At 73.2% G+C, this 24,527-nt stretch carries 20 protein-coding genes and 1 pseudogene; 3 read left to right on the forward strand and 18 right to left on the reverse strand.

The features are described from left to right. Positions 1–41: 41 nt before the first annotated feature. The 6 genes and pseudogenes from BLS43_RS09080 to BLS43_RS09105 form a co-directional block, all read right to left on the reverse strand. A pseudogene (locus BLS43_RS09080) lies at positions 42–445 on the reverse strand (mycothiol-dependent nitroreductase Rv2466c family protein). 7 nt (positions 446–452) lie between these two features. Continuing rightward, positions 453–2,126 (reverse strand): cation:proton antiporter, encoded by a 1,674-nt coding sequence (locus BLS43_RS09085; RefSeq protein ID WP_093080178.1) that lies wholly within the window; start codon positions 2,124–2,126, stop codon positions 453–455. 60 nt (positions 2,127–2,186) lie between these two features. Then, positions 2,187–3,017 (reverse strand): TauD/TfdA family dioxygenase, encoded by an 831-nt coding sequence (locus BLS43_RS09090; RefSeq protein ID WP_093080182.1) that lies wholly within the window; start codon positions 3,015–3,017, stop codon positions 2,187–2,189. Positions 3,018–3,059: 42 nt separating this feature from the next. Next, a complete protein-coding gene (locus tag BLS43_RS09095) occupies positions 3,060–3,845 on the reverse strand; it encodes an ABC transporter permease (RefSeq protein WP_093080187.1) in 786 nt (261 codons plus the stop codon). Continuing rightward, positions 3,842–4,786: an ABC transporter permease gene (locus tag BLS43_RS09100; RefSeq protein WP_093080191.1), complete on the reverse strand. Its 945-nt coding sequence runs from the start codon at positions 4,784–4,786 to the stop codon at positions 3,842–3,844. The genes BLS43_RS09095 and BLS43_RS09100 overlap by 4 nt, the downstream gene beginning before the upstream one ends. Next, positions 4,783–6,297: an ABC transporter substrate-binding protein gene (locus BLS43_RS09105; RefSeq protein WP_093080196.1), complete on the reverse strand. Its 1,515-nt coding sequence runs from the start codon at positions 6,295–6,297 to the stop codon at positions 4,783–4,785. The genes BLS43_RS09100 and BLS43_RS09105 overlap by 4 nt, the downstream gene beginning before the upstream one ends. A gap of 145 nt (positions 6,298–6,442) precedes the next feature. Between BLS43_RS09105 and BLS43_RS09110 the strand changes: the two genes are divergently transcribed. Then, entirely contained in the window at positions 6,443–7,690 is a 1,248-nt protein-coding gene (locus tag BLS43_RS09110; protein ID WP_093080201.1) for an MFS transporter, read from the forward strand. Positions 7,691–7,699: 9 nt separating this feature from the next. Then, entirely contained in the window at positions 7,700–8,164 is a 465-nt protein-coding gene (locus BLS43_RS09115) for a hypothetical protein (RefSeq protein ID WP_093080205.1), read from the forward strand. Between the two features lie 54 nt (positions 8,165–8,218). Here BLS43_RS09115 and BLS43_RS09120 read toward each other — a convergent pair whose 3' ends face one another. The 11 genes from BLS43_RS09120 to BLS43_RS09175 all read right to left on the reverse strand — a co-directional run bounded on the left by BLS43_RS09120 (position 8,219) and on the right by BLS43_RS09175 (position 20,372). After that, positions 8,219–8,632: a heat shock protein transcriptional repressor HspR gene (locus BLS43_RS09120; protein WP_093080209.1), complete on the reverse strand. Its 414-nt coding sequence runs from the start codon at positions 8,630–8,632 to the stop codon at positions 8,219–8,221. Between the two features lie 10 nt (positions 8,633–8,642). Continuing rightward, positions 8,643–9,836: a molecular chaperone DnaJ gene (gene dnaJ / locus BLS43_RS09125; protein WP_093080213.1), complete on the reverse strand. Its 1,194-nt coding sequence runs from the start codon at positions 9,834–9,836 to the stop codon at positions 8,643–8,645. An 11-nt stretch (positions 9,837–9,847) separates the two neighbouring features. Beyond that, entirely contained in the window at positions 9,848–10,537 is a 690-nt protein-coding gene (grpE, locus tag BLS43_RS09130) for a nucleotide exchange factor GrpE (protein WP_093080217.1), read from the reverse strand. After that, the gene (gene dnaK / locus BLS43_RS09135; protein WP_093080220.1) at positions 10,534–12,396 is read right to left on the reverse strand and encodes a molecular chaperone DnaK; all 1,863 of its coding nucleotides are present in this window, start codon (positions 12,394–12,396) and stop codon (positions 10,534–10,536) included. The genes grpE and dnaK overlap by 4 nt, the downstream gene beginning before the upstream one ends. Positions 12,397–12,608: 212 nt before the next feature. Beyond that, complete coding sequence (locus BLS43_RS09140; RefSeq protein WP_093080225.1) at positions 12,609–13,067, reverse strand: hypothetical protein; 459 nt, start codon at positions 13,065–13,067, stop codon at positions 12,609–12,611. An 11-nt stretch (positions 13,068–13,078) separates the two neighbouring features. Continuing rightward, positions 13,079–14,092: a C40 family peptidase gene (locus BLS43_RS09145; protein WP_093080230.1), complete on the reverse strand. Its 1,014-nt coding sequence runs from the start codon at positions 14,090–14,092 to the stop codon at positions 13,079–13,081. A gap of 3 nt (positions 14,093–14,095) precedes the next feature. After that, on the reverse strand, positions 14,096–14,671 hold the full coding sequence (locus BLS43_RS09150) for a hypothetical protein (protein WP_093080234.1): 576 nt from the start codon (positions 14,669–14,671) through the stop codon (positions 14,096–14,098). Next, complete coding sequence (locus BLS43_RS09155) at positions 14,661–16,583, reverse strand: hypothetical protein (protein WP_245707396.1); 1,923 nt, start codon at positions 16,581–16,583, stop codon at positions 14,661–14,663. Before BLS43_RS09155 ends, BLS43_RS09150 begins: the two co-directional genes overlap by 11 nt. Beyond that, positions 16,580–19,558 carry an ATP-binding protein gene (locus tag BLS43_RS09165; protein WP_245707397.1) on the reverse strand — a complete coding sequence of 993 codons (2,979 nt, stop codon included), beginning with the start codon at positions 19,556–19,558 and terminating at the stop codon, positions 16,580–16,582. Before BLS43_RS09165 ends, BLS43_RS09155 begins: the two co-directional genes overlap by 4 nt. Further along, entirely contained in the window at positions 19,548–20,120 is a 573-nt protein-coding gene (locus tag BLS43_RS09170; protein WP_176921244.1) for a hypothetical protein, read from the reverse strand. The genes BLS43_RS09165 and BLS43_RS09170 overlap by 11 nt, the downstream gene beginning before the upstream one ends. A gap of 6 nt (positions 20,121–20,126) precedes the next feature. Further along, positions 20,127–20,372 (reverse strand): hypothetical protein, encoded by a 246-nt coding sequence (locus BLS43_RS09175; protein WP_093080239.1) that lies wholly within the window; start codon positions 20,370–20,372, stop codon positions 20,127–20,129. Positions 20,373–20,771: 399 nt separating this feature from the next. Here BLS43_RS09175 and BLS43_RS09180 point away from each other — a divergent pair, with 399 nt between their 5' ends. After that, on the forward strand, positions 20,772–23,315 hold the full coding sequence (locus BLS43_RS09180) for a (Fe-S)-binding protein (protein ID WP_093080244.1): 2,544 nt from the start codon (positions 20,772–20,774) through the stop codon (positions 23,313–23,315). A gap of 167 nt (positions 23,316–23,482) precedes the next feature. Here the strand turns inward: BLS43_RS09180 and BLS43_RS09185 are convergent, their stop codons facing one another. After that, positions 23,483–24,454 carry a hypothetical protein gene (locus tag BLS43_RS09185; protein ID WP_093080247.1) on the reverse strand — a complete coding sequence of 324 codons (972 nt, stop codon included), beginning with the start codon at positions 24,452–24,454 and terminating at the stop codon, positions 23,483–23,485. Between the last annotated feature and the right edge of the window lie 73 nt (positions 24,455–24,527).

A 24,527-nucleotide genomic window follows, 5' to 3' on the forward strand; every position in this document is an offset into this window, starting at 1 on the left:
GCGGGGTGGGCGAGCGGAGTCGCCCTGGCGACCATCGCCGCTCACGGGTCGAGGGGGCGGCGGGTGCGCTTGAGCTCGGAGAAGTGCGGGTTGCGGGCCAGGAGGATCGCGCCGTCGAACACGTCGAGGGCGTCCTGGCCGCGGGGGACCGCGCTCAGGACGGGGCCGAAGAACGCGGTCCCCTCGACGTGGAAGGTCGGGGTGCCGACGTCCAGGCCGACGGGGGCGATGCCCGCTCACCGGCCGCGATCCCGACCCGCACGGGCCGCCAGGCGCTGTCGCGGCCCCTCTCGGACTCGACCTCGTCGTTCAGCACGGCGAGGCTCATGATCCGCAGCCGGACCTCGATCTCCCGCTGCCGCTCCACCTCGCGGATCCACTCGTAGGCGATCCAGGCGAAGGGGCACACCGGGTCCACGAAGATCTCCACCGTCATGCACCCCATGGTGCCGTCACCCGCCGCCGCGCAGCTCGATGCTGATCTGTTCGGCGTCGAGGTTCTCCAGGGCCGTGGTCAGCGCCCCGGCGTCGAAGGTGCCCTCGGCGCGGGCGGCGACCAGGGCCGTGCGCTGCGCCTCGATCATCTCCAGGCGCAGCGCGCGCAGGTCGCCGGGGTCGGGTCGCTGGGCCTCGTCGGCGGAACGCTCCAGGAACTCCGCGACCTGCGGGTTGGCCGCGTGCTGCTCCAGCACCGTCCAGCTCGCCGCGCGCATCCGGTCGATGAGCTCCCCGCGTTCGGCCGCGACCTCGTCGGGATCGGGGGCCGCGGGCTTGACCAGCCGGACGAACCAGGCCAGCGTGCCGCCTTGGACCAGCAGCGACGCGGCCGCGACCAGGAACGCGACGAACACCAGCAGCGAGCGCAGCGGGGTGTCCTCGGGCAGGGTCTGCGCGGCGGCGAGGGTGACCGCGCCGCGCATCCCGGCCCAGACGAGCACGGCCCCCTCCCGGGGGCCGAGCGGCACGGCGAGCAGGTAGTCGATGTCGGCGATCTTGCGGCGCAGCCGGGTGCGGAAGCGCTCGGCGCGTTCGGGGTCGTCGATCTCGCGGGAGCGGCCGCGGAACTCGATCGTGTTCCCCACCTGCAGCTTCTCGTCCACCCCCGCCAGCCGCGGGCGCAGGGACGCGCCCCGGCGGGCGAACCGGTTCTGGATGGTGATCAGCGGGGCGAGGAACACCGCCCGGACCGCGAGGGTGAGCACCAGGGCGAGGGCCGCCAGCCCGACGCCGGCCCAGACCGAGCCGGCGTCCGCCCGCAGGTCGCCCAGCACCGTCGTCAGCTCCAGACCCATGAGCAGGAAGATCCCGCCCTCCAGGACGGTCTCGACGGTGCGCCAGTTCTGCCTGTCGGACAGCCGGTGCTGCGGCGACAGGAACCGGATGGCGCCCTGCCCCGTCACCAGCCCCGCGACGACGGCCGCGACCAGCCCGGACCCGTGGAGCTCCTCCGCGGGGATCGACGCCGCGAACGGCAGCGCGTAGGACACCACGGTGCTCACCGGCGCCTGCCGGATGCGGGAGCGGACGACGAGCCCGAGCCTGCCCACCACCAGGCCGACGACGACGGCCACGACGACGGCGACCACGAAGTCCGCCAGCACCCCGCCGACCGACACCGACGCCGCGGTGGCGGCGATCGCCGCGCGGAGCACGACGAGGGCGGTGGCGTCGTTGAGCAGGCTCTCGCCGTCGAGGAGCGTCGTGATCCGCGGTGCGACGCCGACCTTCTTCACGATGGACGTGGCGACGGCGTCGGTGGGGCTCAGGATGGCCCCGAGCGCGACGCTCGCGGCCAGGCCCAGGTCGGGGACCAGCGCGTTCACCACGAGGCCGAGCACCGCCGTCGACAGCACGACGAGCAGCACGGACAGCCCGCTGATCGCGCCCAGCTCGCGCCGGAAGTCCATGGCGGGCATCGACACCGCGGAGGAGAACAGCAGCGGCGGCAGGACGCCCGCGAGGATCCATTCGGGGTCGACGGCGAACTCCGGCACGCCCGGCACGATGCTGACCAGCAGCCCGACCACGACGAGCACCAGCGGCGCCGCCACCTCGACCCGTTCCGAGAGCACGGCGCACGCCGCGATCGCGAGCAGCCCGCAGACGCCGATGATCAGCAATTCCACAGCGCAACGCTAGCGGGCGCCCCCCGCGGTCGTGCGTGGTAAGTGGTGCTCTGGCACCACTTACCACGCACGGGCGCCGAAGGCGCCGACCGAGCGGACCGTCAGCACGTGGAGGGTGCGCTCGCCGCGGTAGGCGTCCCGGCCGTGGAGGAAGCGGTAGTTGTCCAGCACGAAGAGGTCGCCCGCGTCGAGGCGGAAGCGCGGGGCGACCTCCATCGCGGTGGCGAGGACGTCCGCGTACCGCTCGATCAGCGCCAGCTCGGTGTCCCAGTACGGCGAGCGCGGGACGGGGGCGGCGTAGTCACTGGCCCGGACCGCCCGACGGCCGGCGCGCGTGTACTCCACCATCCGGCGGACGAGCGGGGTCGCCGGTACCCCGCGGGCGGGCTGGACCCAGCTGCCGAAGAAGTCGACGTCCGTGCCCACGAGGAACTCGTGCACCTCGCGCAGCTCCGGCTCCGCGGCGGTGCGCAGGGCCTCGACCAGCGCGTACCCGTCGACCAGGACCGAGTCCCCGCCGGAGTCCGCGGCGCGCCCGCAGAGCATGAGCAGCCAGTCCTCGTCCGGGTCCCGCAGCCGCACCGGGTGCCCGTGCACGTCGACGACGACGTTCGCGCCGTCGGAGTGCAGGCCCAGGATCGGGGCGTCGGTGCCGCCCTGGGCCCGGATCCCGAACAGCTCGCGCAGTCCGCCGCCGAGTGCGGTGGCGGCGGCGTCGACGAGTCGTTCCGGGTCGGTCGCGTAACCCGGGACGATCACCGCGCCCGCCTCGGCCAGCCCGGCCCGCAGGTCCGTGACGACGGGGGGCACCACGCCGACGGCCCCGAGGGTCTCCTTCCACTCGGGGCGGACCTCGCCGCTCCGTCGACCGCTCGCGCTCGTGACCGCCATCCCGGCACCGACCCTCTCTCGCCACTCACTGGCAAGAGCACCCTATCTGCCGGACCACCGCGCATCCAGCCGTCGCCCGAGCAGCGTGACGACGAGCGCCGCGACCACCACCGCCGCGCCGGGCAGCACGACGAGCTGTGGCGCGGCGAACAGGAACTGCCTGCCCTCGGCGAGCATCGCGCCCCACTCGGGGGTGGGCGGCTGGGCGCCCAGCCCCAGGAAGGACAGGCCCGCCAGCGACAACAGCACGTTGGCGAACCGCAGGCAGGCGTGCGCGGTCAGCGGTCGGATCGCGTTCGGCAGGATGTGGACGAGCGCGATCCGGCCCGCGCCCGCGCCCAGCGCCACCGCCCCCTCGACGTACTCGCGGGCCCGTTCCCGCACCGTGAGCTGGTAGGCGAGCCGGGCGAACGGGGTCCAGCCGGTGAGCAGGACGGCGATCGCCAGGGTGCCGAGCCCGGGCTCGCGGACCGCCGCCACGACCAGGCCGACGATGATCGTCGGGATGGCCACGAGGACGTCGAGGACGCGCTGCAGCAGCTGCCCCACCGCCCCGCCCGCGTAGCCCGCCAGCAGACCCACCAGGGTGCCGATCGCGGCGCAGACGACCACCGCGACCAGGGTGAACCAGACCGAGAGCCGGGTGCCCACCACGAGCCGGGCCAGCACGTCCCGCCCCAGGTTGTCCGTGCCGAGCGGGTGCGCGGGTGAGGGCCCCGCGAACCGCTCGGCCAGGTTCGTCGAGACGGCGTCGAGCGGCAGGAAGGCGGCCACGAGCAGCACCGCGACCACGACGGCGCAGGTCACGAGGACCGGATCGCGCCTCATCCCTCGGCCTCGCTGCGGGCGACGGGATCCAGGGCGAGCGCCACCGCCTCGGCGCCGATGCCCGCGACGACCGCCACCGCGACGACGGCGAGCAGCCCGGCCTGCAGCATCGGCAGGTCCTGACCGATCACCGAGTCGTAGAGCAGCCGCCCCAGCCCCGGGATGCCGAAGGCCACCTCGACGACCACCGCGCCGCCCAGCAGCCCCGCGAAGAACATCCCCGACAGGGCGGTGACCCCGGTCAGGGCCAGCCGCGCCCCGTGCCGCCAGACGAGCCGGGACGGCCCCAGCCCCTTGGCCAGGGCCACGGTGACGTGCGGACGGGCCAGCGCGTCCAGGGTCTCGGCCCGGGTGAGCTGCGCGGCCAGTGCGACCGGGAAGCAGGCGAGGGTGAGCACCGGCAGCACCGCCTGCGCGGGGGTGCCCCAGCCGGTCGCGGGCAGCAGTGGCACCGCGATCGCGAGCAGCAGCACGAGCACCGGGGCCAGCACGAACTCCGGCACCGCCACCCCCACCACGGAGATCGCGGTGACCACCCGGTCGGCGAGCCCGCCGCGGCGCCGCGCCGCACGCACCCCGAGCGGGATGCCGACCACCGCGGCGACCAGCAGGGCCAGCGCGGAGAGCACGGCGGAGACCTCCAGCGCCGCCCCCAGCTGCGGGGCGATCGGCGTGCGGGTGGCGAAGGAGGTGCCGAGGTCACCGCGCAGGGCGTGGCCGAGCCAGCGCAGGAACTGCTCGACCCAGGAGCGGTCCAGCCCCAGCTCGGCGGTGACGCGGGCGGCGACCGCCGGGTCCGGCTCGGCCTCCGCGGTCCGGCTGCGCAGCACCGCCCGCACCGTGTCCACCCCGGCCAGCCGCGGCAGCAGGAAGATCAGCAGGGCGGCGCCGAGGAGGACGAACGGCACGGTGAGCAGCCGACGTCCGACGAGTCCGGTCACTCGGTCCGGGTCACCTCGGTCGTGAGGAGCTGCTTGGCCAGCGGGTCGATCGTGTAACCGGCGACATCCCTGCCGACCGCGTTCTCCTGCGAGTGCACCAGCGGCAGCCCGACGGCGTCCGCGTCCAGCTTCGCCGCCGCGGCGGTGAAGATCCGCTGCCGCTCCGCGGGGTCGGAGGTGGTGCCCAGCGGGGCGAGCAGCGCGTCGAACTCCGGCGAGCAGTAGCGGTTGATGTTGTACGACCCGGCGCAGGAGTAGTCGCTGACCAGCGTGGACCCGGCGTCCGGGACGTCGGTCAGGTAGTTGCGGGAGAGCAGGAACATGTCGTAGTCCCCCGCGAGCAGCCCCGGCTCCTGCGGGCCGTACTCGCCGATCTGGATCCGGGCGTCGACGCCGATCTCCCGCAGCATGCCCTGCACCGCGGTGGCCAGGGTCGGCAGCTCGGGCCGGTTGGGGTAGGTCGCCAGCGTCACGCTGATCTGCGGGTTGCCCGCCGCGGCCAGCAGGTCCTTCGCGCCCTGGACGTCCGGGGCGGGCGGCGGGTCCTGGCTGCCCCACGCGACCGCGGGGCCGAACAGCTCCGACGCGGGCAGGGCCGACCCGGCGAGCGCCTGCTCGGCCAGCGCGGTGCGGTCGATCGCCTTCGCGACGGCCTGCCGGACCCGGATGTCGTCGAACGGGGCGCGGGACTCGTTGAGCATCAGCGACACCGTGCGCGGGGCCGCGACGCTCTGGTTCGTGTAGCCGTTGCCCTCGGTGAACTCGAGCAGGGACGACTCGGGCAGGCCCTGCGCGATCTGGACGTCCCCGGCGCGCAGCGCGAGCGCCCGCGCGGCCGGGTCCGTCACGAACTGCACCGTGGCCCGGGCCAGCTGCGGGCGCGGGCCCCAGTAGGCGTCGTTCCGCTCGACGACGGCCTCCTGGGTGCCCTGCGCGGACACGATCCGCATCGGACCGGTGCCGGTCCCCACGACGTTCGGCGGCCCGCCGGTGTACGCGCTCGGCGCCAGGATCGCGGTGTTCACCGAGCTCAGCCGCAGCGGCAGGATCGGGTCGGGCTTCGCCGTGGTGACCGTGACGGCGTCCGGCCCGCTCTCGGCGGCCGTCAGGCCGATGCCCCTGATCGCCCGCGGCGGCGCGGACACCCCGGCGACCCAGGTCAGGGAGTCGACCACGGCGGCGGGGGTGAGTGGGGTGCCGTCGTGGAAGGTCACCCCCGGCCGCAGCGTGAAGGTCCACCGGGCGCCGTCCTGCGTCCACGAGGTGGCCAGCGACGGCTGCGCGGTCCCGTCGGAACCCGCCTTCACCAGGGTCTCGGACGAACCGAGGTTGGCCACGACGAACGCGTCGTCGGTGTCCATCGCGTAGCCGGAGCGGGGGGCGAACTGGGCGGCGATCCGCAGCTCGCCGTCCGGCACGGGGGTGCCGGTCGACGCGGCGTTCCCGCCGCAGCCCGCGACGAGCCCGAGCAGGGCTCCCACGGCGAGTAGCCGACGAACGGTGGAGGGCATCGAGGGCCTTTCAGGCGATCGGGTGAGGGCCGCAGAGATCGTGCGGATACCTGAACGCTCTGTCAATCATGTGCGTCGACCTGCATGTTTGACGGAACAGGTCACAGTGTCGCGAACCACCTGCTGATGCTACTAATAGGCGATTATGTCCGGACCCGCCTCCCGCACCGGCCTGCGCCGGTTCGCGGCCCTCGCCGACTTCGGCCGACTGCCGCTGGTGATGAAGCTCCTGGTGACCACCCAGGGCGCCTTCAACGTGGGCTTCTACATGGTGCTGCCGTACCTGGCGGCGCACCTGTCCGAGGACCTGGCGCTGGCGGGCGGGGTCGTCGGGCTGGTGCTCGGGCTGCGGACGTTCAGCCAGCAGGGGCTGTTCATGGTCGGCGGGATCCTGGCCGACCGGTGGGGTGCGAAACCGGTCATCCTGGTGGGCTGCATCCTGCGCGTCGGCGGCTTCGTCCTGCTCGGGGTCTCCGGCTCGCTGGCGGGCGTGATCGGGGGCGCCCTGCTCACCGGCTTCGCGGCCGCACTGTTCTCCCCGGCGGTCGAGTCGTCGCTGGCCAGGGAGGCGGGCCTGCTGGAGCGGGCGGGAGGACGGGGCGGGCTCACCCGGGCGGACGTCTTCGCGATGTTCGCGGTGAGCGGGCAGCTGGGGACCGTGGTCGGGCCGCTGGTGGGGACCGCGCTGCTGCTCGTGGACTTCCGGCTGGCCTGCCTGGTCGCCGCGGGCGCGTTCGTGCTGATCCTGGTGGCCCACGCCGTCTGGCTGCCGCGCCGCCCGGCCCCGCACGCCGACGAGCCGATGCTCGCGGGCTGGGCGGAGGTGCTCGCCAACCGCCGGTTCCTCGCCTTCGCGGCGGGCTACTCGGCCTACCTGCTCTGCTACAACCAGCTGTACCTGGCGCTGCCCGCCGAGCTGAGCCGCACCGGGTCGGAGTCGGCGCTGGGGTGGCTGTTCGTGGTCGCGTCGGTGATGGTGATCGCGGGCCAGGTGCCCGTCACGCGGTGGGCCCGCACGAACGGCACCCGCGCGCTGGTGGCGGGGTTCGCGCTCATGGCGCTGGCCTTCGCCGTCGTCGCCGTGGCTCTGCCGCTGCGGGCGCTGTGGCCGGCGGTGGTGTTCGTGGTGGTGCTCACGGCCGGGCAGATGCTGGCCGTGCCGATCGCGCAGGACCTGGTGCCGCAGCTCGCGCGGGAACGCAGGCTGGGCGCGTACTTCGGGGTGCTGTCGTCCGCGGGCGGGGTCGCCGTGCTCATCGGGAGCACCGCGGTGGGCGCCCTGCTCGACGGGCCGCCGGTCGTCCCGTGGCTGGTGCTGGCGGTGGTGCCGCTCGTCGCCGCCGTCGTGCTGGGCGGGCTACTCGGCCGCGCACCCGTCGCCCGGGTTGGATAGCGTGCGGTCGTGGCCGAGAACGTGCTGGTGGTAACGGGTTCGGATCCTGCCGAGGCGCTGAGCGCACTGCGGGCGTCCGAGGCGATCGAGCTGCGCGCGGCGGCCATCGTCCATCGAGCGGCGGACGGGAAGCTCACCCTCGACGAACAGACCGGGGACGCGCTGACCTTCGCCGACACGCACCCGCGGCTCGGCGCGCTGGTCACGCTGTTGCTGGGCCCGGTCGACACGCTGCTGTTCGGCAACCAGCTCGTGGCGCTCTACGGCGCCGCCGAGCAGTCCGAGGAGGGGCTGGCGCTGCGGCACATCGCCCAGGCCGTGCCCGCGGGCGGCAGCGCGGTGATCGCGGACGTGGTGGAGGACGACGAGTCCATCCTCGACACCGCCGTCCCGGGCACGATCGCGAGAAAGCCCCTGGCCCAGGTCGAACGCGAGATCGACGCGGGCGTGGTCGAACGCACTATGGAACCATAACGTCGTTTTTTGGGCCCAGAACCGACATTATGGTTCCATAATGCCCATAATGCGTCAGGTCTTGCGGCGGGACGGGCGGGGTTGCCACACCACCACGGCGCTGCGGTCGACCGGGACCAGGTCGGTGCGGTAGGACGCGGGGATGTCGCGCTGGCGGAGCTCCTCCGTCAGCGCCGCCACCTGCTCCCTCAGCTGGTCCACCAGCTGCTCGAGCTCGATGATCCGCTTGATCCCGGCCAGGTTGACGCCCTCCTCCTGGGAGAGCCGCTGCACCTCGCGGAGCAGCGCGATGTCCCGCGCCGAGTAGCGCCGACCGCCGCCCGGCGACCGGCCGGGGCTCACCAGCCCCAGCCGGTCGTAGCTGCGCAGCGTCTGGGCGTGCAGCCCGGACAGCTCCGCGGCGATGGAGATGACGAAGACCGGCGTGTCCGCACTCGCGCCAGGCGGGAGCCCGGTGTCGTCAGCCATCGGTCACCTCCTATCGCGCGAGCAGGTCGGCTCGCGGGTCGAAGGACTTCGTGGCGTCCGCGTAGGCCTCCAGTGCCGCCGCCGCCTCGTCGTCCAGCCGCTGCGGGACGGCCACCTCGACGGTGACGAGGAGGTCGCCCGCACCCTTCTTCGCCTGCACCCCGCGCCCGCGGACCCGGAAGGTCCGGCCGCTCGCGGTCCCCGCGGGGATCTTGAGCGACACGGTCGAGTCGAGGGTGGGCACGGTCAGGGTCGCACCCCGGACGAGTTCGGGGAAGGTCACCGGCACCTTGAGCGTGAGATCGCGCGAATCCTTCGCGGACCGGCCGAACAGCCGGTGCGGGGTCACGGAGAGCTTCACGTACAGGTCGCCGGACGGGCCGCCGAAGCGCCCCGGACCGCCCTTGCCCGCCAGCCGGATGCGCTGGCCGTCCTCCACGCCCGCCGGGATGCGGACGGTCAGCGGCCGTGCCTTGGTGCTGACGCCGTCCCCGTGGCACTCGGGGCACGGGTCGTCGATCACGGACCCGGTGCCGCGGCACTCGCGGCAGGGCTCCGACATCGCGAAGGCACCCTCGGAGCGGTTCACGAACCCGGATCCGCCGCACACCGGGCAGGTGTGCGGCGAGGTGCCGGGCCGCGCGCCGCTGCCGTGGCAGGTGTCGCAGGTGCCGGGGGACGTGACCGTCAGCGTCATGGTGGCGCCGCGGACCGCGTCCTCGAACGAGATCTGCAGCGCGCTCTCCACGTCGGAGCCCTGCTGGGCCCGCTGCGACGTGGGACCCGCGGCGGGGCCGCGGTTGCCGAACAGACCCCCGAAGAGGTCCCCCAGCCCACCGCCGCCACCGCCGCCGCGGCCCGCCTGCCCGAACAGGTCGTTCAGGTCGAAGCCCTGGGCCCCGCCCTGCGGGCCGAACCCGCCGGGGAAGCCCTGGCCGCCCCCGAAACCGCCGGGCATGCCGCCGCCCGCGAACATGCTGCGGGTCTCGTCGTACTCCTTGCGCTTGGCCGGGTCGCCGAGCACCCCGTACGCCTCGGAGACGGCCTTGAACCGGGCCTCCGCCTTGGAGTCGCCCGGATTGGCGTCCGGGTGCAGCTCGCGAGCGAGCTTGCGGTACGCCTTCTTGATCTCCGAGTCCGACGCCGTGGACGAGACGCCCAGCTCACGGTAGAAGTCCTTCTCGATCCAGTCGCGCTGGGTCATCCCGCCTCCTCTCAGCTTTCCGAAGTGTGCTCAGCGGTCGCCGCCGGGTCGTCCGGCGCGGTGTCCGGGCGGTCCGCGACGGTGACCATCGCGGGCCGCAGCACCCGGTCGGCGATCTTGTAGCCCTGCCGCAGCACGGCGGTCAGGACGGTGACCGTGGGCCCGGGGGCCTCGGCCGGCTCGTGCTGGACGGCCTCGTGCAACGACGGGTCGAACAGCTCCCCGTCCTCGCCGAAGGACTCCAGCCCCAGCCCGGCCACGACACCGGCGATCTTGTCCGCCACCGACTTGAACGGCCCGGTGAGGTCCCCGTGCTGCTCGGCCCGCGCGATGTCGTCCAGCACGGTGAGCAGGTCGCTGACGAAGGAGACCTTCGCGCTGACCAGGGTGGCCTCCCGGTCCCGGTCCACCCGGCGCCGGTAGTTCGCGTACTCGGCCTGCACGCGCTGCAGGTCGTTGGTGCGCTCCTCGAGCTGCTTCTCGAGGTCCGCGATGCGCGGGTCGTCCAGCTCGATCTCGGGCTCGGGCTGCGGGCGGGGAGTCGCCCCCGGGGCGGGGGCACCCTGCTGGGCGCCCCCCTCCTCCGGGGTCCGGACCTCGCCCGTCAGGGGGTCGATCCGGCGCCGGTCCGTGAAGCGGATCGGCTGCTCCTGCTCCCCCTCCGGGCCCGGCCTGCGGTCGGATCCGTAGGGAGTGCTCACTTGTCCTTCTTCTCCTCGTCGTCGACGATCTCGGCGTCCACCACGTCGTCGTCCGCGGCCTTGGCGCCGCCCGCGTCCGCACCCGGGGCGTCACCCGCGGGGGCACCCTCGGCGCCGGGCTGCTGGTAGAGCGCCTGGCCGAGCTTCTGCGACTCGGTGGCCAGCTTCTCCATCGAGGACTTGATGGCCTCGGCGTCGGTGCCCTTCAGGGCCTCCCGCACCTCGTTCAGCCCGGACTCCACCGACTCCTTGACGTCCGCGGGGACCTTCTCCTCGTTGTCCTTCAGGAACTTCTCCGTCTGGTACACGAGGGTCTCGGCCTGGTTGCGGACCTCGGCCTCCTCACGACGCTTGGCGTCCTCCGCGGCGTGCGCCTCGGCCTCGGCCATCATGCGGTCGATCTCGTCCTTGCTCAGGGCCGAGCCGCCGGTGATCGTCATGTCCTGGCTCTTGCCGGTGCCCTTGTCGATCGCGGTGACCTTCACGATGCCGTTGGCGTCGATGTCGAAGGACACCTCGATCTGCGGGACGCCCCGGGGGGCGGGCGGCAGGCCGGTCAGCTCGAACATGCCGAGCTTCTTGTTGTAGGCCGCGATCTCGCGCTCACCCTGGAAGACCTGGATCTGCACGGACGGCTGGTTGTCGTCCGCCGTCGTGAAGATCTCGCTCTTCTTGGTGGGGATGGTGGTGTTGCGCTCGATGAGCTTGGTCATCACGCCGCCCTTGGTCTCGATGCCCAGGGACAGCGGGGTGACGTCCAGCAGCAGGACGTCCTTGACCTCACCGCGGAGCACACCGGCCTGCAGGGCGGCGCCGACGGCGACGACCTCGTCCGGGTTCACGCCCTTGTTGGGCTCCTTGCCGCCGGTCAGCTCCTTCACCAGGTCGGTGACGGCGGGCATGCGGGTGGAGCCACCCACGAGCACCACGTGGTCGATGTCGCCGACGGAGATGCCGGCGTCCTTCACCACCTGGTTGAACGGGGCGCGGGTGCGGTCGAGCAGGTCCTGCGTGATGCGCTGGAACTCGGCGCGGGAGAGCGTCTCGTCCAGGAACAGCGGGTTCTTGTCACCGTCGACCGTGATGTACGGCAGGTTGATGGTGGCGTTGTTCGAGCTGGACAGCTCGATCTTCGCCTTCTCCGCGGCCTCGCGGAGCCGCTGCATGGCCATCTTGTCCTTGGTCAGGTCGATGCCCTGCGCGCTCTTGAACCTGTCGACGAGCCAGGTGACGATCCGCTCGTCCCAGTCGTCTCCACCGAGGTGGTTGTCGCCGTTGGTGGCCTTGACCTCGACGACGCCGTCCCCGATCTCGAGCAGGGACACGTCGAACGTGCCGCCGCCGAGGTCGAACACGAGGATCGTCTGCTCGGTCTCACCCTTGTCCAGGCCGTACGCCAGCGCGGCCGCGGTGGGCTCGTTGACGATGCGCAGGACGTTGAGGCCCGCGATCTGGCCGGCCTCCTTGGTGGCCTGGCGCTGCGCGTCCTCGAAGTACGCGGGGACGGTGATCACCGCGTCGGTGATCGGCTCACCGAGGTAGGACTCGGCGTCCCGCTTGAGCTTCTGCAGCACGCGCGCGGAGATCTCCTGCGTGCTGTAGGTCTTGCCGTCGATGTCCGGGGTCTTCCAGTCACCGCCGATGTGGCGCTTCACCGACCGGAACGTGCGGTCCGAGTTGGTGACGGCCTGGTTCTTGGCGGACTGGCCCACGAGGACCTCGCCGTTGCGTGCGAACGCCACCACCGACGGCGTGGTCCGAGCGCCCTCGGAGTTGGCGATGACCGTCGGCTCCCCGCCCTCGAGGACGGCGACGACGGAGTTGGTGGTCCCGAGGTCGATGCCGACCGCACGAGCCATGGTTGATGCCTCCGAAATGTTGGTGACCGCTCCGTTGAGCGGATCGGGCTCAAGTCTTGCGTTCCGGGCGCGGCCCGTCAACTCGGGCTTGAGCCTGGTTCGCTCAACTCTCTGACCGGTCCAACGGGCGGCCTCCGGAGGTTGTTCCCACCCGGCTCAACTTTCTCCGTATCCCGCATTCTCGGGTTCGGACTAGAGAGCCGAAGACGCCCCTACAGCGGCGGGGCGGGCCGGGGCGGGGGCACCTCGTCGCCCCGGTGCGGCAGCGTCTCCTCGACCGGCGCGAGCGCACGCTGGGAGTCCGGCGCGGGCCGCCCGGCGGCGTCCCGGTACTCCAGGGTGCCGTCCGCGGTCAGGTCGGCGACGTAGCCCGCCGCGGCGAGCTGCTCCTCGTCCAGGTCCGCCAGCAGCTCCCACCGCGAGGGGACGACGCGGTAGTCCGGCCAGTCGAGGTGGCCGTAGGCGTCGTGCAGGTCCGCGAGCAGGCCCGCGAAGACCTGCTGCCAGCGCAGCGGCATCGCCTCCGCCAGCGACCGCGGCACCACCAGGTAGTCCGGCCCCGCGCCGGGGACCGGGCGGTCGAGGTAGTCCGCGAGCGGCGTCGTCGAGCGCGGCCGCGGCGGGGTGGACCAGGACGAGGGGGCGGACTGGGGGCGGTCCGGGCGGCTCACGGGGCTCCTGTTCAGGCGGTGTTGGCAGGCGTGCCGGGCCGGGTGGCGAGGGGCACCAGCTCGTCGTACTCCCAATTTACCGGCTGGACCCGCACGTTCTGCCCGCTGTAGGGCGCCTCGACCATCTGGTCGTTGCCCAGGTAGAGGAACACGTGGTGGATGGTGCGCGGATCGTTGCGGTCGTAGGCGTAGAACATCAGGTCGCCGGGTTGGGCGTCGCGCACGGGCAGGTGCCCGCCCGCCCGGTACTGGTCCCGGGACACCCGCGGGAGCTGCACGCCCGCCGCCTCGAAGGCCCGCAGCATCAGCCCGGAGCAGTCGTAGGTGTTCGGCCCGGTCGCGCCCCACACGTAGGGCTTGCCCACCTCGCCGAGGGCGAACTCGATCGCGGCCCGGGCCACGCCCGCGGGCAGGGACGCGGCCGAGGGCCCGCACCCCGCCGGGTCGGCGACCCCGCCGAACTGCCCGACCAGACCCGCGGCGAGGGTCTCCCACTTCGCGTAGGCGTCCGGGAAGGCCGAGCGCTGCACGGTCTGCGCGGCCACGGTCACCGGCATCTGCTCCCAGCGCGGGACCTGCAGCAGCCGCTCGTAGAAGGTCCGCGAGCTGTAGAGCGGGTCGGTGACCTGCGCGGGCGAGCCCCACCCCTGGGAGGGGCGCTGCTGGAACAGCCCCAACGAGTCCCGGTCCCCGTAGTCGATGTTCCGCAGGGTCGACTCCTGCATCGCCGTGGCCAGCGCGACCAGCCAGGCCCGCGGGGGCGTGTTCATCTCCTTGCCGACGCCGATGATCGTGTTCGCGTTCTGCTTCTGCTCGTCGCTCAGCGTCTCCAGCGTCGCGCCCGCCTGCTGTCCCGCGGTGGAGCGCCCGACCGCGCCGATGCCCGCGTCGCAGGCGCCCATGGTGGGGCCCGGCTGCGCCTGGTTCGGGGCGAACGCGAGGAACCCGAGCGCCAGGAACACCACCAGCGCCACCCCGATGGCGACGAACGGCAGCAGCAGGCGCAGCGGCCGGAACAGGCGCATCGCTCAGGCCTGGTCGTAGCCGGCGACCCGCCAGCCCGCCTCGGTCTCGACGACGGTGATCGCGAGGGTCACCGCGTCCGTCGGGACGTCCACGTCCACGCTGCGCGGGGAGACCTCGGTGGCCCGCGCCGGGCCCGTCACCCGGCTCGCCGGGATGTTGGCCGGATCCACGCCGGAGAGGGTGCCGACGTACTCCGACGTCGTGAAGGGGGCCAGGCCGTTGACCCACACCTCGTTCGTCACGCCGTCGGGGTGGTTCACCCAGGCCGCCGCCCAGTTCGCCGCCACCTGCAGGGCGGCGGGCGGGACCGCGCTCAACGGCAGCGTGGTCGGCGTGAGCGGCGCGACCGGGGGCAACGCCGTCGGGCCCGCCGAGGACGGGGCCCGGACGGCCGTCGTCGTGGTCGGCGAGGCGATCCCGCGCTCCGCGGACTCGCGCCCGCCGAGCGCGAACCCGGCCAGCACGAGGAGCCCCACGACGACGACGGCGGTGGCCGCCAGCCGCAGCGGGCTGCCCAGTGGCCAGGACCAGAGGGCCCGGTACGCGGCGGCCCGTCCGCGCGGAGACCTAATCGGCACGGCCGGACCTCGCGGGGCGGTAGATGCGGTAGACGGTGGTGCCGTCGACGACCTCGGGCTCGGCCGCGCGCACCTCGGGGGCGCGACGCCGGTAGATCACCCGCTCGTCGATCTCGCCGGGGTCCGTGCGGGCGGGCGGGCGGGCGGCGATCGCCTGGGCGCCGCCGCCCACGGCGGGCAGGGCGCCGCGCTGGGCGGGCGCCACGGGCTGCGGGTGCCTGCGCGGGGTCCGTGCCCCCGGCCCGGCCTGGGTGACGGTCCCCTGCACCGGGGGCGCGTGGTACTCGGCCTCGGGTCGGACCGCGTCGGGGTCGCCGCCCGCGGAGCCCACCCGCCGCTCGTCCCACCAGCGGCCCTGCCGCGACTCCGGCTCGGGGCCGCGCATCCGCTGCCAGACCCGGGACATCGGGCCGCCACCGGCGCCGGGCACGATCCCGCCGAACTGGTCCCGGGTCAACGACACCATGGACACGAGCCTGCGGAAGGGCCGCGCCACCGCCCACAGCACCACCGTCACCACACCGGTGACCAGCAGCGCGAGCCACAGGTCGATGCCCGAGCCGGGCCGGAACAGCGAGACCACCAGCAGCGCGTGCAGGCCCGCGAGCGCCCCGACGATCACCGTGTTCACGATCGCCGCGCCCGCCACCCGCAGCAGCGCGGGCAGCACGTCCGGCTTGAGCACCGCGACGACCGCGATCACCGGCGCCGTCATCACCATGAGCCGCAGCAGCAGCATCGAGACCAGCACCAGCACCTTGGACAGCAGCTGGAACAGCGCGATGCACACCGCCTGGATCACCGCGAGCACCCCGACGCCGACGCGGCTGCCGGACTCGCCCTGGAAGTAGGAGTAGCGGTCGCCCATCTGCCCGGCGAGCGCCTCGAAGTCCGCCTTCTTCTGCTCGGCGAGCTCGGGGGTGTCCGCCCCGGTGGCGACCTCGTCGATGGTGAACGTGGAGGCGCGCAGCAGGGGTCGGCCCAGATCCTGGGCCTGGGGGACGTCCGGCGACCCGAAGTTCCCGCGCTGCCAGTTCTGGTAGACGACCTGGTCGACCAGCACCGTCGGCAGCGTGTCCCGGTCGCCGAGGCCCACCTGCGCGAGGAAGCCCTCCTGCATCTGCGTGACGCCGTCGAGGAGCAGGGTGTCCGCGGCCCGCGCCCAGTTCACCGGGGCCAGGTAGGCGGCCGCGGCCAGGATCAGCGCGCCGATGCCCAGCGCCGCCCGCTGCGTCTGCCGGGCCAGGTCGCCGCGCATGGCGAGGACGAGCAGGACGATCGCGAGGATCACCAGCGCCACGCCGATCCACGGCAGGAACACCGACTCGTACATCGCCCGGGTGGCGGAGGTGATGACCCCGTCGAGCGGGTCGAGCAGGGCACCGCCGTCCGCGATCAGGTAGTGCGCCCAGTTGACGCCGCCGACGGCGAACTTCGCCACGTTGAAGGTCTGGTTGCCCAGCCAGGTGTCCGTGGTCGTCGCGGGATTGAGGACGCCGCCGCCACAGCCGAGGTCGTAGTTGTGCCAGGTCATCCCGGCGTAGCCGACCTCGCGGTACACCGAACCCGGCTCGCCGCCGTCGATCCGCGGCGGGTCGAGCGAGCCGACGAGCCCCGTCCCCGGCCGGTCCGGCTCGGGCGCGCTCTTGCAGTCGAAGGGCTGGGCGGACGCGGGCGCCCCGATCAGACCGGTCCCCACCACGATGCCGACGACGACGAGCAAGGCGGCAGGCCGCGCCGAGAGGAACCTCAGGGCGGTTCGGGAGGGCCGGGAATCGCCCTGATGTCCATCTCGGGGGAGGAAGGCGGGGTCGGGGCGGCGGCGCAGGCCGCGGACCAGGGCGGCGACGAGCACGAGCAGCACCGCGAGCAGCCCGAGCAGTCCGCCGCCCGTGAGACCCGCGGGGGTCACCGCCCGCCCTCGCCGGCCCGGTGGTCCTGCAGCTCGGCGGGCTCGGCGAGCCCGTCCTGCTCGTCGATGTCCGCCCAGCCCTCCTCCAGGTCGTCGAGGAGCTCGAGCTGCGTGTCGTCCGCGGTGTCCCGTTCGGGGTCGATGACCTGCAGGCCCCACGACTCGTCCCCCGGGCCGACCCGGGTGGCGGCGCCGGAGCGCACCTCGGCCGCGCTGAGGTCGGGGAGGTCGGCCGGGTCGGTGTCGTCGTCCAGATCGATTCCGCCCGCGGGCACGACGACCTGGCGGGCGCCGACGGCCCGCGGCTCGTCGGGCGCCCGGGTGCCCTCGGTCGGCACGCCGCGCACCGCGACCCGGTTCGCGTCCGGGTTGGTGTCCAGGGCCTCGCGCACGTGGTCCAGGTGCGGCGCCTCGAGGTCGATCCGGATCTTCTCGACGCCGCCGTGCCCGTCGGCGAAGACGAACTGGCGCGGGGTGTCGTCCGGGCGGTCGTCGTGCCGGGGGCGCGGGGACAGCGTGCCGAGCATCTGCTCGTAGCCGACGCCGGTGGGCACCCGCAGCAGCCGCAGCGCCTCGGTCTGGGCCTCCTCGTCGTCCGTCCGGCCGACGAACACCGCGTTGACCAGCGACGCGAAGCCGGAGACCCGGAGCAGGTCGCCCGCCAGCTGCGAGGCGAACAGGGCCCGGACGTTGAACTTGCGGGAGTCCCGCGCGAGCCGGTCGATCAGCACCTTCCCGGTGGGGACCTGCGAGAGGAAGTGCGTCTCGTCGAGCGCGACGCCCTTGCGGATGTTGCGGTCCGCGTCGTAGATCGTGCGCTGGGTCAGCCAGGACGCCAGGTTCAGCAGCTCGACGGCGAGCGCCTCGTTGTCCGTCCACTCCTCGCGCGGGCTGCCGGGTCGCGGCAGGGTCATGCCCTGCATGGTCAGCACCGTGAGCCGGTAGTCCCGGTCCGCGGCCCACGGGTCGTCCCGGCTGGTGTCCGGGAAGAGCAGGGCCGCCTGCGGGAGCTCGCGCCGCTCCTCGAGGAAGTCCGCGACCACGCCGGAGTGGTCCTCGCCCTCGCGCTGGTGGCGGCGCAGCGCGTCGATCACCAGGCCGGGGTGTCGGTCCGCGGCGCCGCCGACCTCGCGGACCGCGCGGAGCAGCACGATCCGGGTGTGCGGCATCCGCGCGACGTCGTAGGGCAGCAGACCGGACAGCACGTCGAGGACCAGGCGGCGGCGGGTCGCGGCGGCCAGCAGCCGCTCGCGGCGCCAGGAGCGCTCGGGGTCCTCGTCGTCGAGGAAGTGCTCGGGCCGCGGCTCGGCCACGACCCGGTACGGGTTGAGGATGCCGGGATCGGCGCGCAGCAGGTTGATGTGCCGGGAGAAGGACGCCAGCTCGGGCAGCCGGGTCAGCTCGGCGAGCGGCCCGGAGGGGTCCAGCACCGTCCAGCGGGCGCCCGCGCGCAGCGTCTTGTAGACGATCAGGCCGGTGAGGAAGGACTTGCCGGAGCCCAGGCCGCCGACGACCGCCGTCAGGCCGGACGCCCGGCGGACCTCCTGGGCGAGCCACGGGTCCCAGGCCACCGGGCGGCGGGTCGCGGTGCAGGTCTCGCCGAGCATGATCCCGCGCCGGTCACCGACCGACGCCGTGGCCGCGGGCACGCCCGCCGCCGCCCAGGTCACCGACCCGCGGCGGCGGTAGGCGGTGGACGCCAGCTGCTCGCCCGGGATGAACTCCCGCGCGTAGCGGTACTGCGCCTCGGGGTGCTCGATCTGCACCTTGGGGGAGTAGAGGTCCAGCACCTGCTGGGCGCGCTGGATGGCCTCGGACTCGTCCCGGCCGGAGACGGCGATCCGCCACCAGCCGTAGAGCCGGGTGTTGAGCTGGGTGAGCCCGCTGGTCAGCTCGTCCTCGACCTCGAGCACCCGGTCGGCCTGGCGGGCCAGCGACATCGGCGGCTCGAGGTCGTGGTCGTGGGTGTAGTGCCGGATCTGGCTGCGCACCTTGCCCATCTGGCGCTGCAGCTCGCCCGTGACCTCCTCCGGCTTGCGGATGTACATCCGCGCGGACCACTCCACGGGGAAGGGCAGGCGGTCCGAGTGCTGCATCCAGGGGTCGTCCACCTCGGGGATGCGCAGGCCCTCCATCAGCCCCACGGAGAGCACGGCGACGTCCCGGGTGACGGACTGCCCGCGCACCCGCCCGGTGACCTTCACGGTGGGGGCGTAGGGGTCCTGGTAGAGCTCGACGCCGTCGGTGAAGGTCGCGAGGTCCTCGGACTCCCAGCGCCCGACCCCGACCGGCACGTCGGACAGGCTGCGCGGCGCGGGCAGCCCGAGCGCGACGGAACGGTGCATCAGCCACGACATGTCCGACGCGCCCGCGGGCACGGCGTCCAGCCCGGCGCCGGCGACCAGGGCGTCCAGGTGGTTGAGCTCGGACTCCAGCGCGCTCAGCTCCGCCCGCACCGCGGCGGGCACGACCCGGCCGAGCATCGGCGCGGCCCGCTCCACCCAGCGGTCGATCATGCTGCGCCCGGAGACCTCGACGCCGAGGAAGACCTCCTTGTCGCTCATGGACAGGCCCATGAGGTGGCGCTGCTCGCCCTCGAGGAAGGCCTCCCAGCCCAGCGCGCCGGGAACGTCCGGCATGCGGCCGAGGGCGTTCTGGTCGAACGACTCCGCCCACATGTGCACCGGGTAGGGCCGGGTGGTGACGCGCAGGTGCAGCCAGCGCCCCTGCAGCTCGCCGAGCTGGGCCGCGATCTGGCGGATCAGGATCTCGCGCTGGCCGTCGCTGCGGAAGCTCCACGCCTGCGGGGAGAGCCGGTACCAGGCCATGACCTGGGTGCCGGTCCTGGTCACATGGCCGTCGATGCTGCGCAGCGCGATCGTGGGACTGAACGTCGGGAGCTTCGCCTCGCCCTGCAGCGCGCGCCCGGCCGGGCGGCGGCCGTCCCGGAACGGGTCCCGTTTCTCACGCGCCACGGTGGCCCCTCCGCTGCGCGGCGGTGGCCCACGGGGCGGGCTCCTGGGCGCGGGCCGCGGGGCGGACCCGGCGCGGGGCGGCGCGCACGGGCGTGATGTCGCGCAGTCCGGGCTGCGGGGATGCGGTGACCTCGGGCCGCCGGGGCGCCTCGAGCGCCTCGACCGGGGGCGCGGCCTCCGGGCGGGTGGCACCGCGCTGGGCGGGCAGGACCCGCTGCGTCCGGACGTGCGCGAAGCGAACGGGTCCGCCCGCGCCCGCCCGTCGCGGTCGGGGGCCGGTGACCTCGTGTCGGAACAGCTCCGCGACCTGACCCAGCGGCCGCTCGTAGTCGATCCGCTTGCCCAGGAACCGGGTGATGAGCACGGTGATGATCAGCGACCAGGCGATGGAGAAGAAGTCCAGCCCGATGCCGACGCGCCGCTGCACGAACATCACCGCGATCATGACGAGCAGGCCCACCCCGTAGGACACGTACCGCGCCCGCCACGGGAACGTGGCGCGCGGCGGGCCGAGCCACACCGAGTCGACCCGGTAGACCTCGTCATCCGTGCGGACCAACACGCCCGGTCAGCCCACGATCAGGTTGGCCAGGAACTGGCCGACGGCAGGTCCTTGCCCGCTGACCGCGATCCCCAGCGCCACCAGCCCGATCAGCAGGCCGATGCTGCGCCGCGCGACGCCGGCGTTGTCGCCCCGGCCTCCGATCCAGAGCAGGATGATGGCGATCCCGAGCAGGATCAGCGGCACGATGTTCTGCTGGATCCAGCCCTGCAACCCCCCTGTGGTGAGGGCCGCCTGGGCGAACTCGGTCATCGCTCTCGTCTCCCGCCTGATCGTGCCCGCGAGATGGTCCAGGGAGCGCGGGCCGCCCAGCGGACCAGGCTAACGAGTCCGTGCGAGCACCGCGTGAAGGCGCTCCGCTACCACCCGTTCGCCGGATCCCTCACTCCGCGTGAACAACGTCTGTGTTCGCATAGCGCACACTTTTCGGTGATTCCGATCTCAGTAGGTCACCCTCACATATCGCCCCGACCGGGGAGAATGTGCCGCCACAGCCCCCATGCCGCCTCGGTCACAGCGCAGAACGGACGTTCGCTGCCTTAGTCTCCGGTCCACGCGAGGAGTCGCGGACCGCAGAGAGGCCGTACCAGCCAGTTACCGGCGAGTAACCTAGCCTTCCTGCCGGGGATCGACAGGGAGGTCAGACAGCCGATGACGTGGGTGCAGTGGGTGCTCGGCATCCTCACCGTGGCGGTGGCCGTGGTGGCCGTGGTCATGGTGTGGCGGACCACCGCGAGCATGATCGCCACGATCCGGCTGGGGCAGCCGGACCCGTCGCGCACGGGCCCGTTCGGTCCGCGGTTCGCGACGATGCTCAAGGAGGTCCTCCTCCACACGCGCATGATGAAGTGGTCGCACGTCGGGGTGTTCCACTGGCTGGTGATGGTCGGCTTCGGCGGGCTGATCCTGGCGCTGGTCGAGGCGTTCGTCGAGGTGTGGAACCCGAGGTTCCACCTGCCGATCATCGGCGAGTGGGGCCCGTACTCGCTGTGGGTGGAGATCCTCGGCGTCGGCACGATCGTCGGGATCATCCCGCTGATCGTCTACCGCCAGGTCAAGAACCCGAAGCGGCTCGGGCGCGCGTCGCGGTTCTACGGCTCGAACATGGGCCGGGCCTACTTCGTCGAGATCGTGGTGTTCCTCGAGGGCCTGGGCATCCTGGTCGTGCGGGGGGCGAAGGAGGCGCTCGGCGTCTTCGACGTGCCCACCTGGTCCGCGCCGGTGTCCAAGGCCCTCGGCGCGATCCTGCCCGCCTCCCCAGCCCTGATCAGCGTGTTCGCCGCGATCAAGGTGCTCTCGGCGATGGTGTGGCTGATCGTCATCGCCGCCAAGCCCACCATGGGCGTGGCCTGGCACCGGTTCACCGCGTTCTTCAACATCTACTTCAAGCGTGAGGACGACGGCCGCAAGGCGCTGGGCAACGTCAAGCCGATGACCTCCGGCGGGAAGGCCCTCGACCTGGAGGAGGCCGACCCGGACACCGACGTGTTCGGGGTCGGCCGGGTGGAGGACTTCTCCTGGAAGGGTCTGCTGGACTTCACGACCTGCACCGAGTGCGGCCGCTGCCAGTCGCAGTGCCCGGCGTGGAACACCGAGAAGCCGCTGTCGCCGAAGCTGCTGGTCAACGCTCTGCGTGACCACGCCTACGCCAAGGCGCCCTATCTGCTCGCCGGTGGCTCCACCGACATGGCCGGCGACGAGGTCGGCATCACCGGCGAGGACGCCGAGGCGCGGCTGGCGGCGATCCCGGAGTCCGCCCGCAAGGAGGCCGAGCGCCCCCTGATCGGCGGCGAGGACGTCCTCGGGGTCATCGACCCGGACATCCTGTGGTCCTGCACGACGTGTGGGGCGTGCGTGGAGCAGTGCCCCGTCGACATCGAGCACGTCGACCACATCGTGGACATGCGCCGCTACCAGGTCATGATCGAGACCGAGTTCCCGTCGGAGCTGTCGGGGCTGTTCAAGAACCTGGAGAACAAGGGCAACCCGTGGGGGTCGAACCAGAAGGACCGCCTCGCCTGGGCTGCGGAGCTGCCCTTCGAGGTCCCGGTGTTCGACGGTGAGCTGTCCCCCGACACCGAGTACGTCTACTGGGTCGGCTGCGCGGGCGCGTTCGACGACAACGCCAAGAAGACCACCAAGGCCACCGCGGAGCTGCTGCACCGCGCCGGGGTCGACTACGTGGTCCTGGGCACCGAGGAGACCTGCACCGGTGACCCGGCCCGGCGCGCGGGCAACGAGTTCCTGTTCCAGATGATGGCCCAGCAGACCGCCGAGATGCTCAACGCGGTGTTCGAGGGCCGCGAGCCCGGCACCCGCAAGATCGTCACGACCTGCCCGCACTGCCTCAACTCGCTGTCGCGGGAGTACCCGCAGCTCGACGGGCACTACGAGGTCATCCACCACACCCAGCTGCTGAACAAGCTGGTCCGCACCGGCAAGCTCGTCCCGGTCGCCGACCCGGACTCAGCCACCCGGGTCACCTACCACGACCCCTGCTACCTCGGCCGGCACAACGAGGTCTACGAGGAGCCGCGCGAGCTGGTCTCGGCCGTCGGCACGCTCACCGAGATGCCGCGCCACGCCGACCGCTCCATGTGCTGTGGCGCCGGTGGCGCGCGCATGTGGATGGAGGAGCGGATCGGGCAGCGGATCAACGTCACCCGCACCGAGGAGGCCGTCGACACGCTCTCCTCCGCCTCGTCGGACGGCGCGGGCACGATCGCCGTCGGGTGCCCGTTCTGCCGCACGATGATCGGCGACGGCCTCACCGCCAAGCAGGCCGCCGGGGTCGGGGAGAACGTCCAGGTCCAGGACGTGGCACAGATGCTGCTCGCCTCCGTCCAACGCGGCGACGCACAGACCCCGTCGGAGACGACCGAGGGTGACGTCGAGCAGACGACCGAGACCCCCCTGACCGAAAGCACCACCACCGAGCCGGACACCGCGTCGGCCACCACGGAGCCTGCGGCGGAGCGCTCCGAGGTCACCACGGAGAAGAACGACGAGGCACTCGCCGCCTCGGCGAAGGACGCCCCGGCCGAGACCGAGGACGGCCCGGCCAAGGACGCCCTCATCACGGACTCGCCCACCCCGGGCACCGAGGCGAAGCCGGCACAGGACCCGATCACCGGCAAGCCGGAGACCAACGGCCACGTCGGCTCGGAGTCCCAGGCGAAGCCCGACTCGAAGTAGTCGCCACACCGGCACCGGCACCGGCCCCGCGGCCTCAGGTCGCGGGGCCGACCCGTGTCCCGGCCCGCCACCCGCGAGTCCCCCACTCCACACGCGTCCCCTCCGGGCGCGCGAGCCGACGTCGAGCTGCAGCGGATCGGCTGCTGCGGTGTCGGGCCCGTGGGGACTCAGGCCGTCGAGGCGCAGGGACGGAAGGCGGTGACCCGCCAGGTCTCGCGGGGTGCGTCGGTGCGGATCGCGTCGACCGTCCCGAGGGCCGGGACGGTGTGGCCCCAGAGCGAGCCGCAGCCGTCGAGCGCCACGACCGTCCCGGGCGGCTGCACCTCCGCGCCCGAGGCTCGCGGCGCGCTCGGCTCGGGCGTCGCGGCGGGGACCTTGTCGTGCAGCCCGGCGACGGCGGCCTCGCAGGTCGGGGCGCCGGTCGCCTGCAGGAGCTGCGTGGTCGGCTGCGGGTCGAGGAGGCGGCACACGGCCTGGGCGTCCGGGGTCCGGATGCCCTTCTCCAGCCCGACGAGGACGAGGGCGGGCCGGGACACCCCCAACGCCGATCGCATCTCGGTGCCGGCCTGCTGCGCGACCTGCGCCTCCTGCTCCCGCACCTCGGACGCCCGCAGCTGGTAGCCGATCGCGGACACCGCGACGAGCACCGCCCCGACCGCCACCAGCCGCCACCGCGGGAGCCGCAGCAGCCCGGCCACCAGGATCCCGATGCTCGCGGCGAACGCCCACGCCCACGGGTTCCCGCTGGTCTCGACCACGAGCCCGGCCAGCAACGCCAGCCCCGCGACGTGCCAGGTCCAGCCCTTGAGCAAGCGGTCGAGCCGCAGCAGGGCCAACAGCACGAGCACGACGAAACCCGCGGCGAGCGGCACCCAGAAGCGGGCGCGGTCGTCGAAGGCCAGGAAGACGAACAGCAGCACCGCGGCGGCGGCGATCCCGAGCCCGGTCGCACCCTTGAGGCTGCGCGGGCGGAAGCGTCGCAGGACGGCGATCGGGTCCTTGACCCCCTCTCCCGACGACGGCGGGTCGTCCCGCATCGGGGCGTCGGCCGGGTGGGCCGGGGTGTGGCGCCCACTGCGCCACGTCTCGACCTCTCCGCCGGGCTCGGCGGGGGTGCGCGGGCGCTCGGGCGAGTCCATCGCCGACCAGCCTAGCGAGCGCCGGGGACGCGACGTCCGACTCGCGCGTCCGAAAACCAGGGACTCGCGGGGC

Origin of the sequence: Pseudonocardia oroxyli, assembly GCF_900102195.1 — a bacterium.
Classification (GTDB): Bacteria; Actinomycetota; Actinomycetes; order Mycobacteriales; family Pseudonocardiaceae; genus Pseudonocardia; species Pseudonocardia oroxyli.

Excerpts from the sequence above, each read along its gene's own strand:
- BLS43_RS09180 (WP_093080244.1), top strand. The coding sequence starts at position 20,772 with ATGACGTGGGTGCAGTGGGTGCTCGGCATCCTCACCGTGGCGGTGGCC.
- BLS43_RS09175 (WP_093080239.1), bottom strand. The coding sequence starts at position 20,372 with ATGACCGAGTTCGCCCAGGCGGCCCTCACCACAGGGGGGTTGCAGGGC.
- BLS43_RS09105 (WP_093080196.1), bottom strand. The coding sequence starts at position 6,297 with ATGCCCTCCACCGTTCGTCGGCTACTCGCCGTGGGAGCCCTGCTCGGG.
- BLS43_RS09110 (WP_093080201.1), top strand. The coding sequence starts at position 6,443 with ATGTCCGGACCCGCCTCCCGCACCGGCCTGCGCCGGTTCGCGGCCCTC.
- dnaK (WP_093080220.1), bottom strand. The coding sequence starts at position 12,396 with ATGGCTCGTGCGGTCGGCATCGACCTCGGGACCACCAACTCCGTCGTC.
- BLS43_RS09145 (WP_093080230.1), bottom strand. The coding sequence starts at position 14,092 with ATGCGCCTGTTCCGGCCGCTGCGCCTGCTGCTGCCGTTCGTCGCCATC.
- BLS43_RS09120 (WP_093080209.1), bottom strand. The coding sequence starts at position 8,632 with ATGGCTGACGACACCGGGCTCCCGCCTGGCGCGAGTGCGGACACGCCG.
- BLS43_RS09090 (WP_093080182.1), bottom strand. The coding sequence starts at position 3,017 with ATGGCGGTCACGAGCGCGAGCGGTCGACGGAGCGGCGAGGTCCGCCCC.
- dnaJ (WP_093080213.1), bottom strand. The coding sequence starts at position 9,836 with ATGACCCAGCGCGACTGGATCGAGAAGGACTTCTACCGTGAGCTGGGC.
- BLS43_RS09185 (WP_093080247.1), bottom strand. The coding sequence starts at position 24,454 with ATGGACTCGCCCGAGCGCCCGCGCACCCCCGCCGAGCCCGGCGGAGAG.
- BLS43_RS09095 (WP_093080187.1), bottom strand. The coding sequence starts at position 3,845 with ATGAGGCGCGATCCGGTCCTCGTGACCTGCGCCGTCGTGGTCGCGGTG.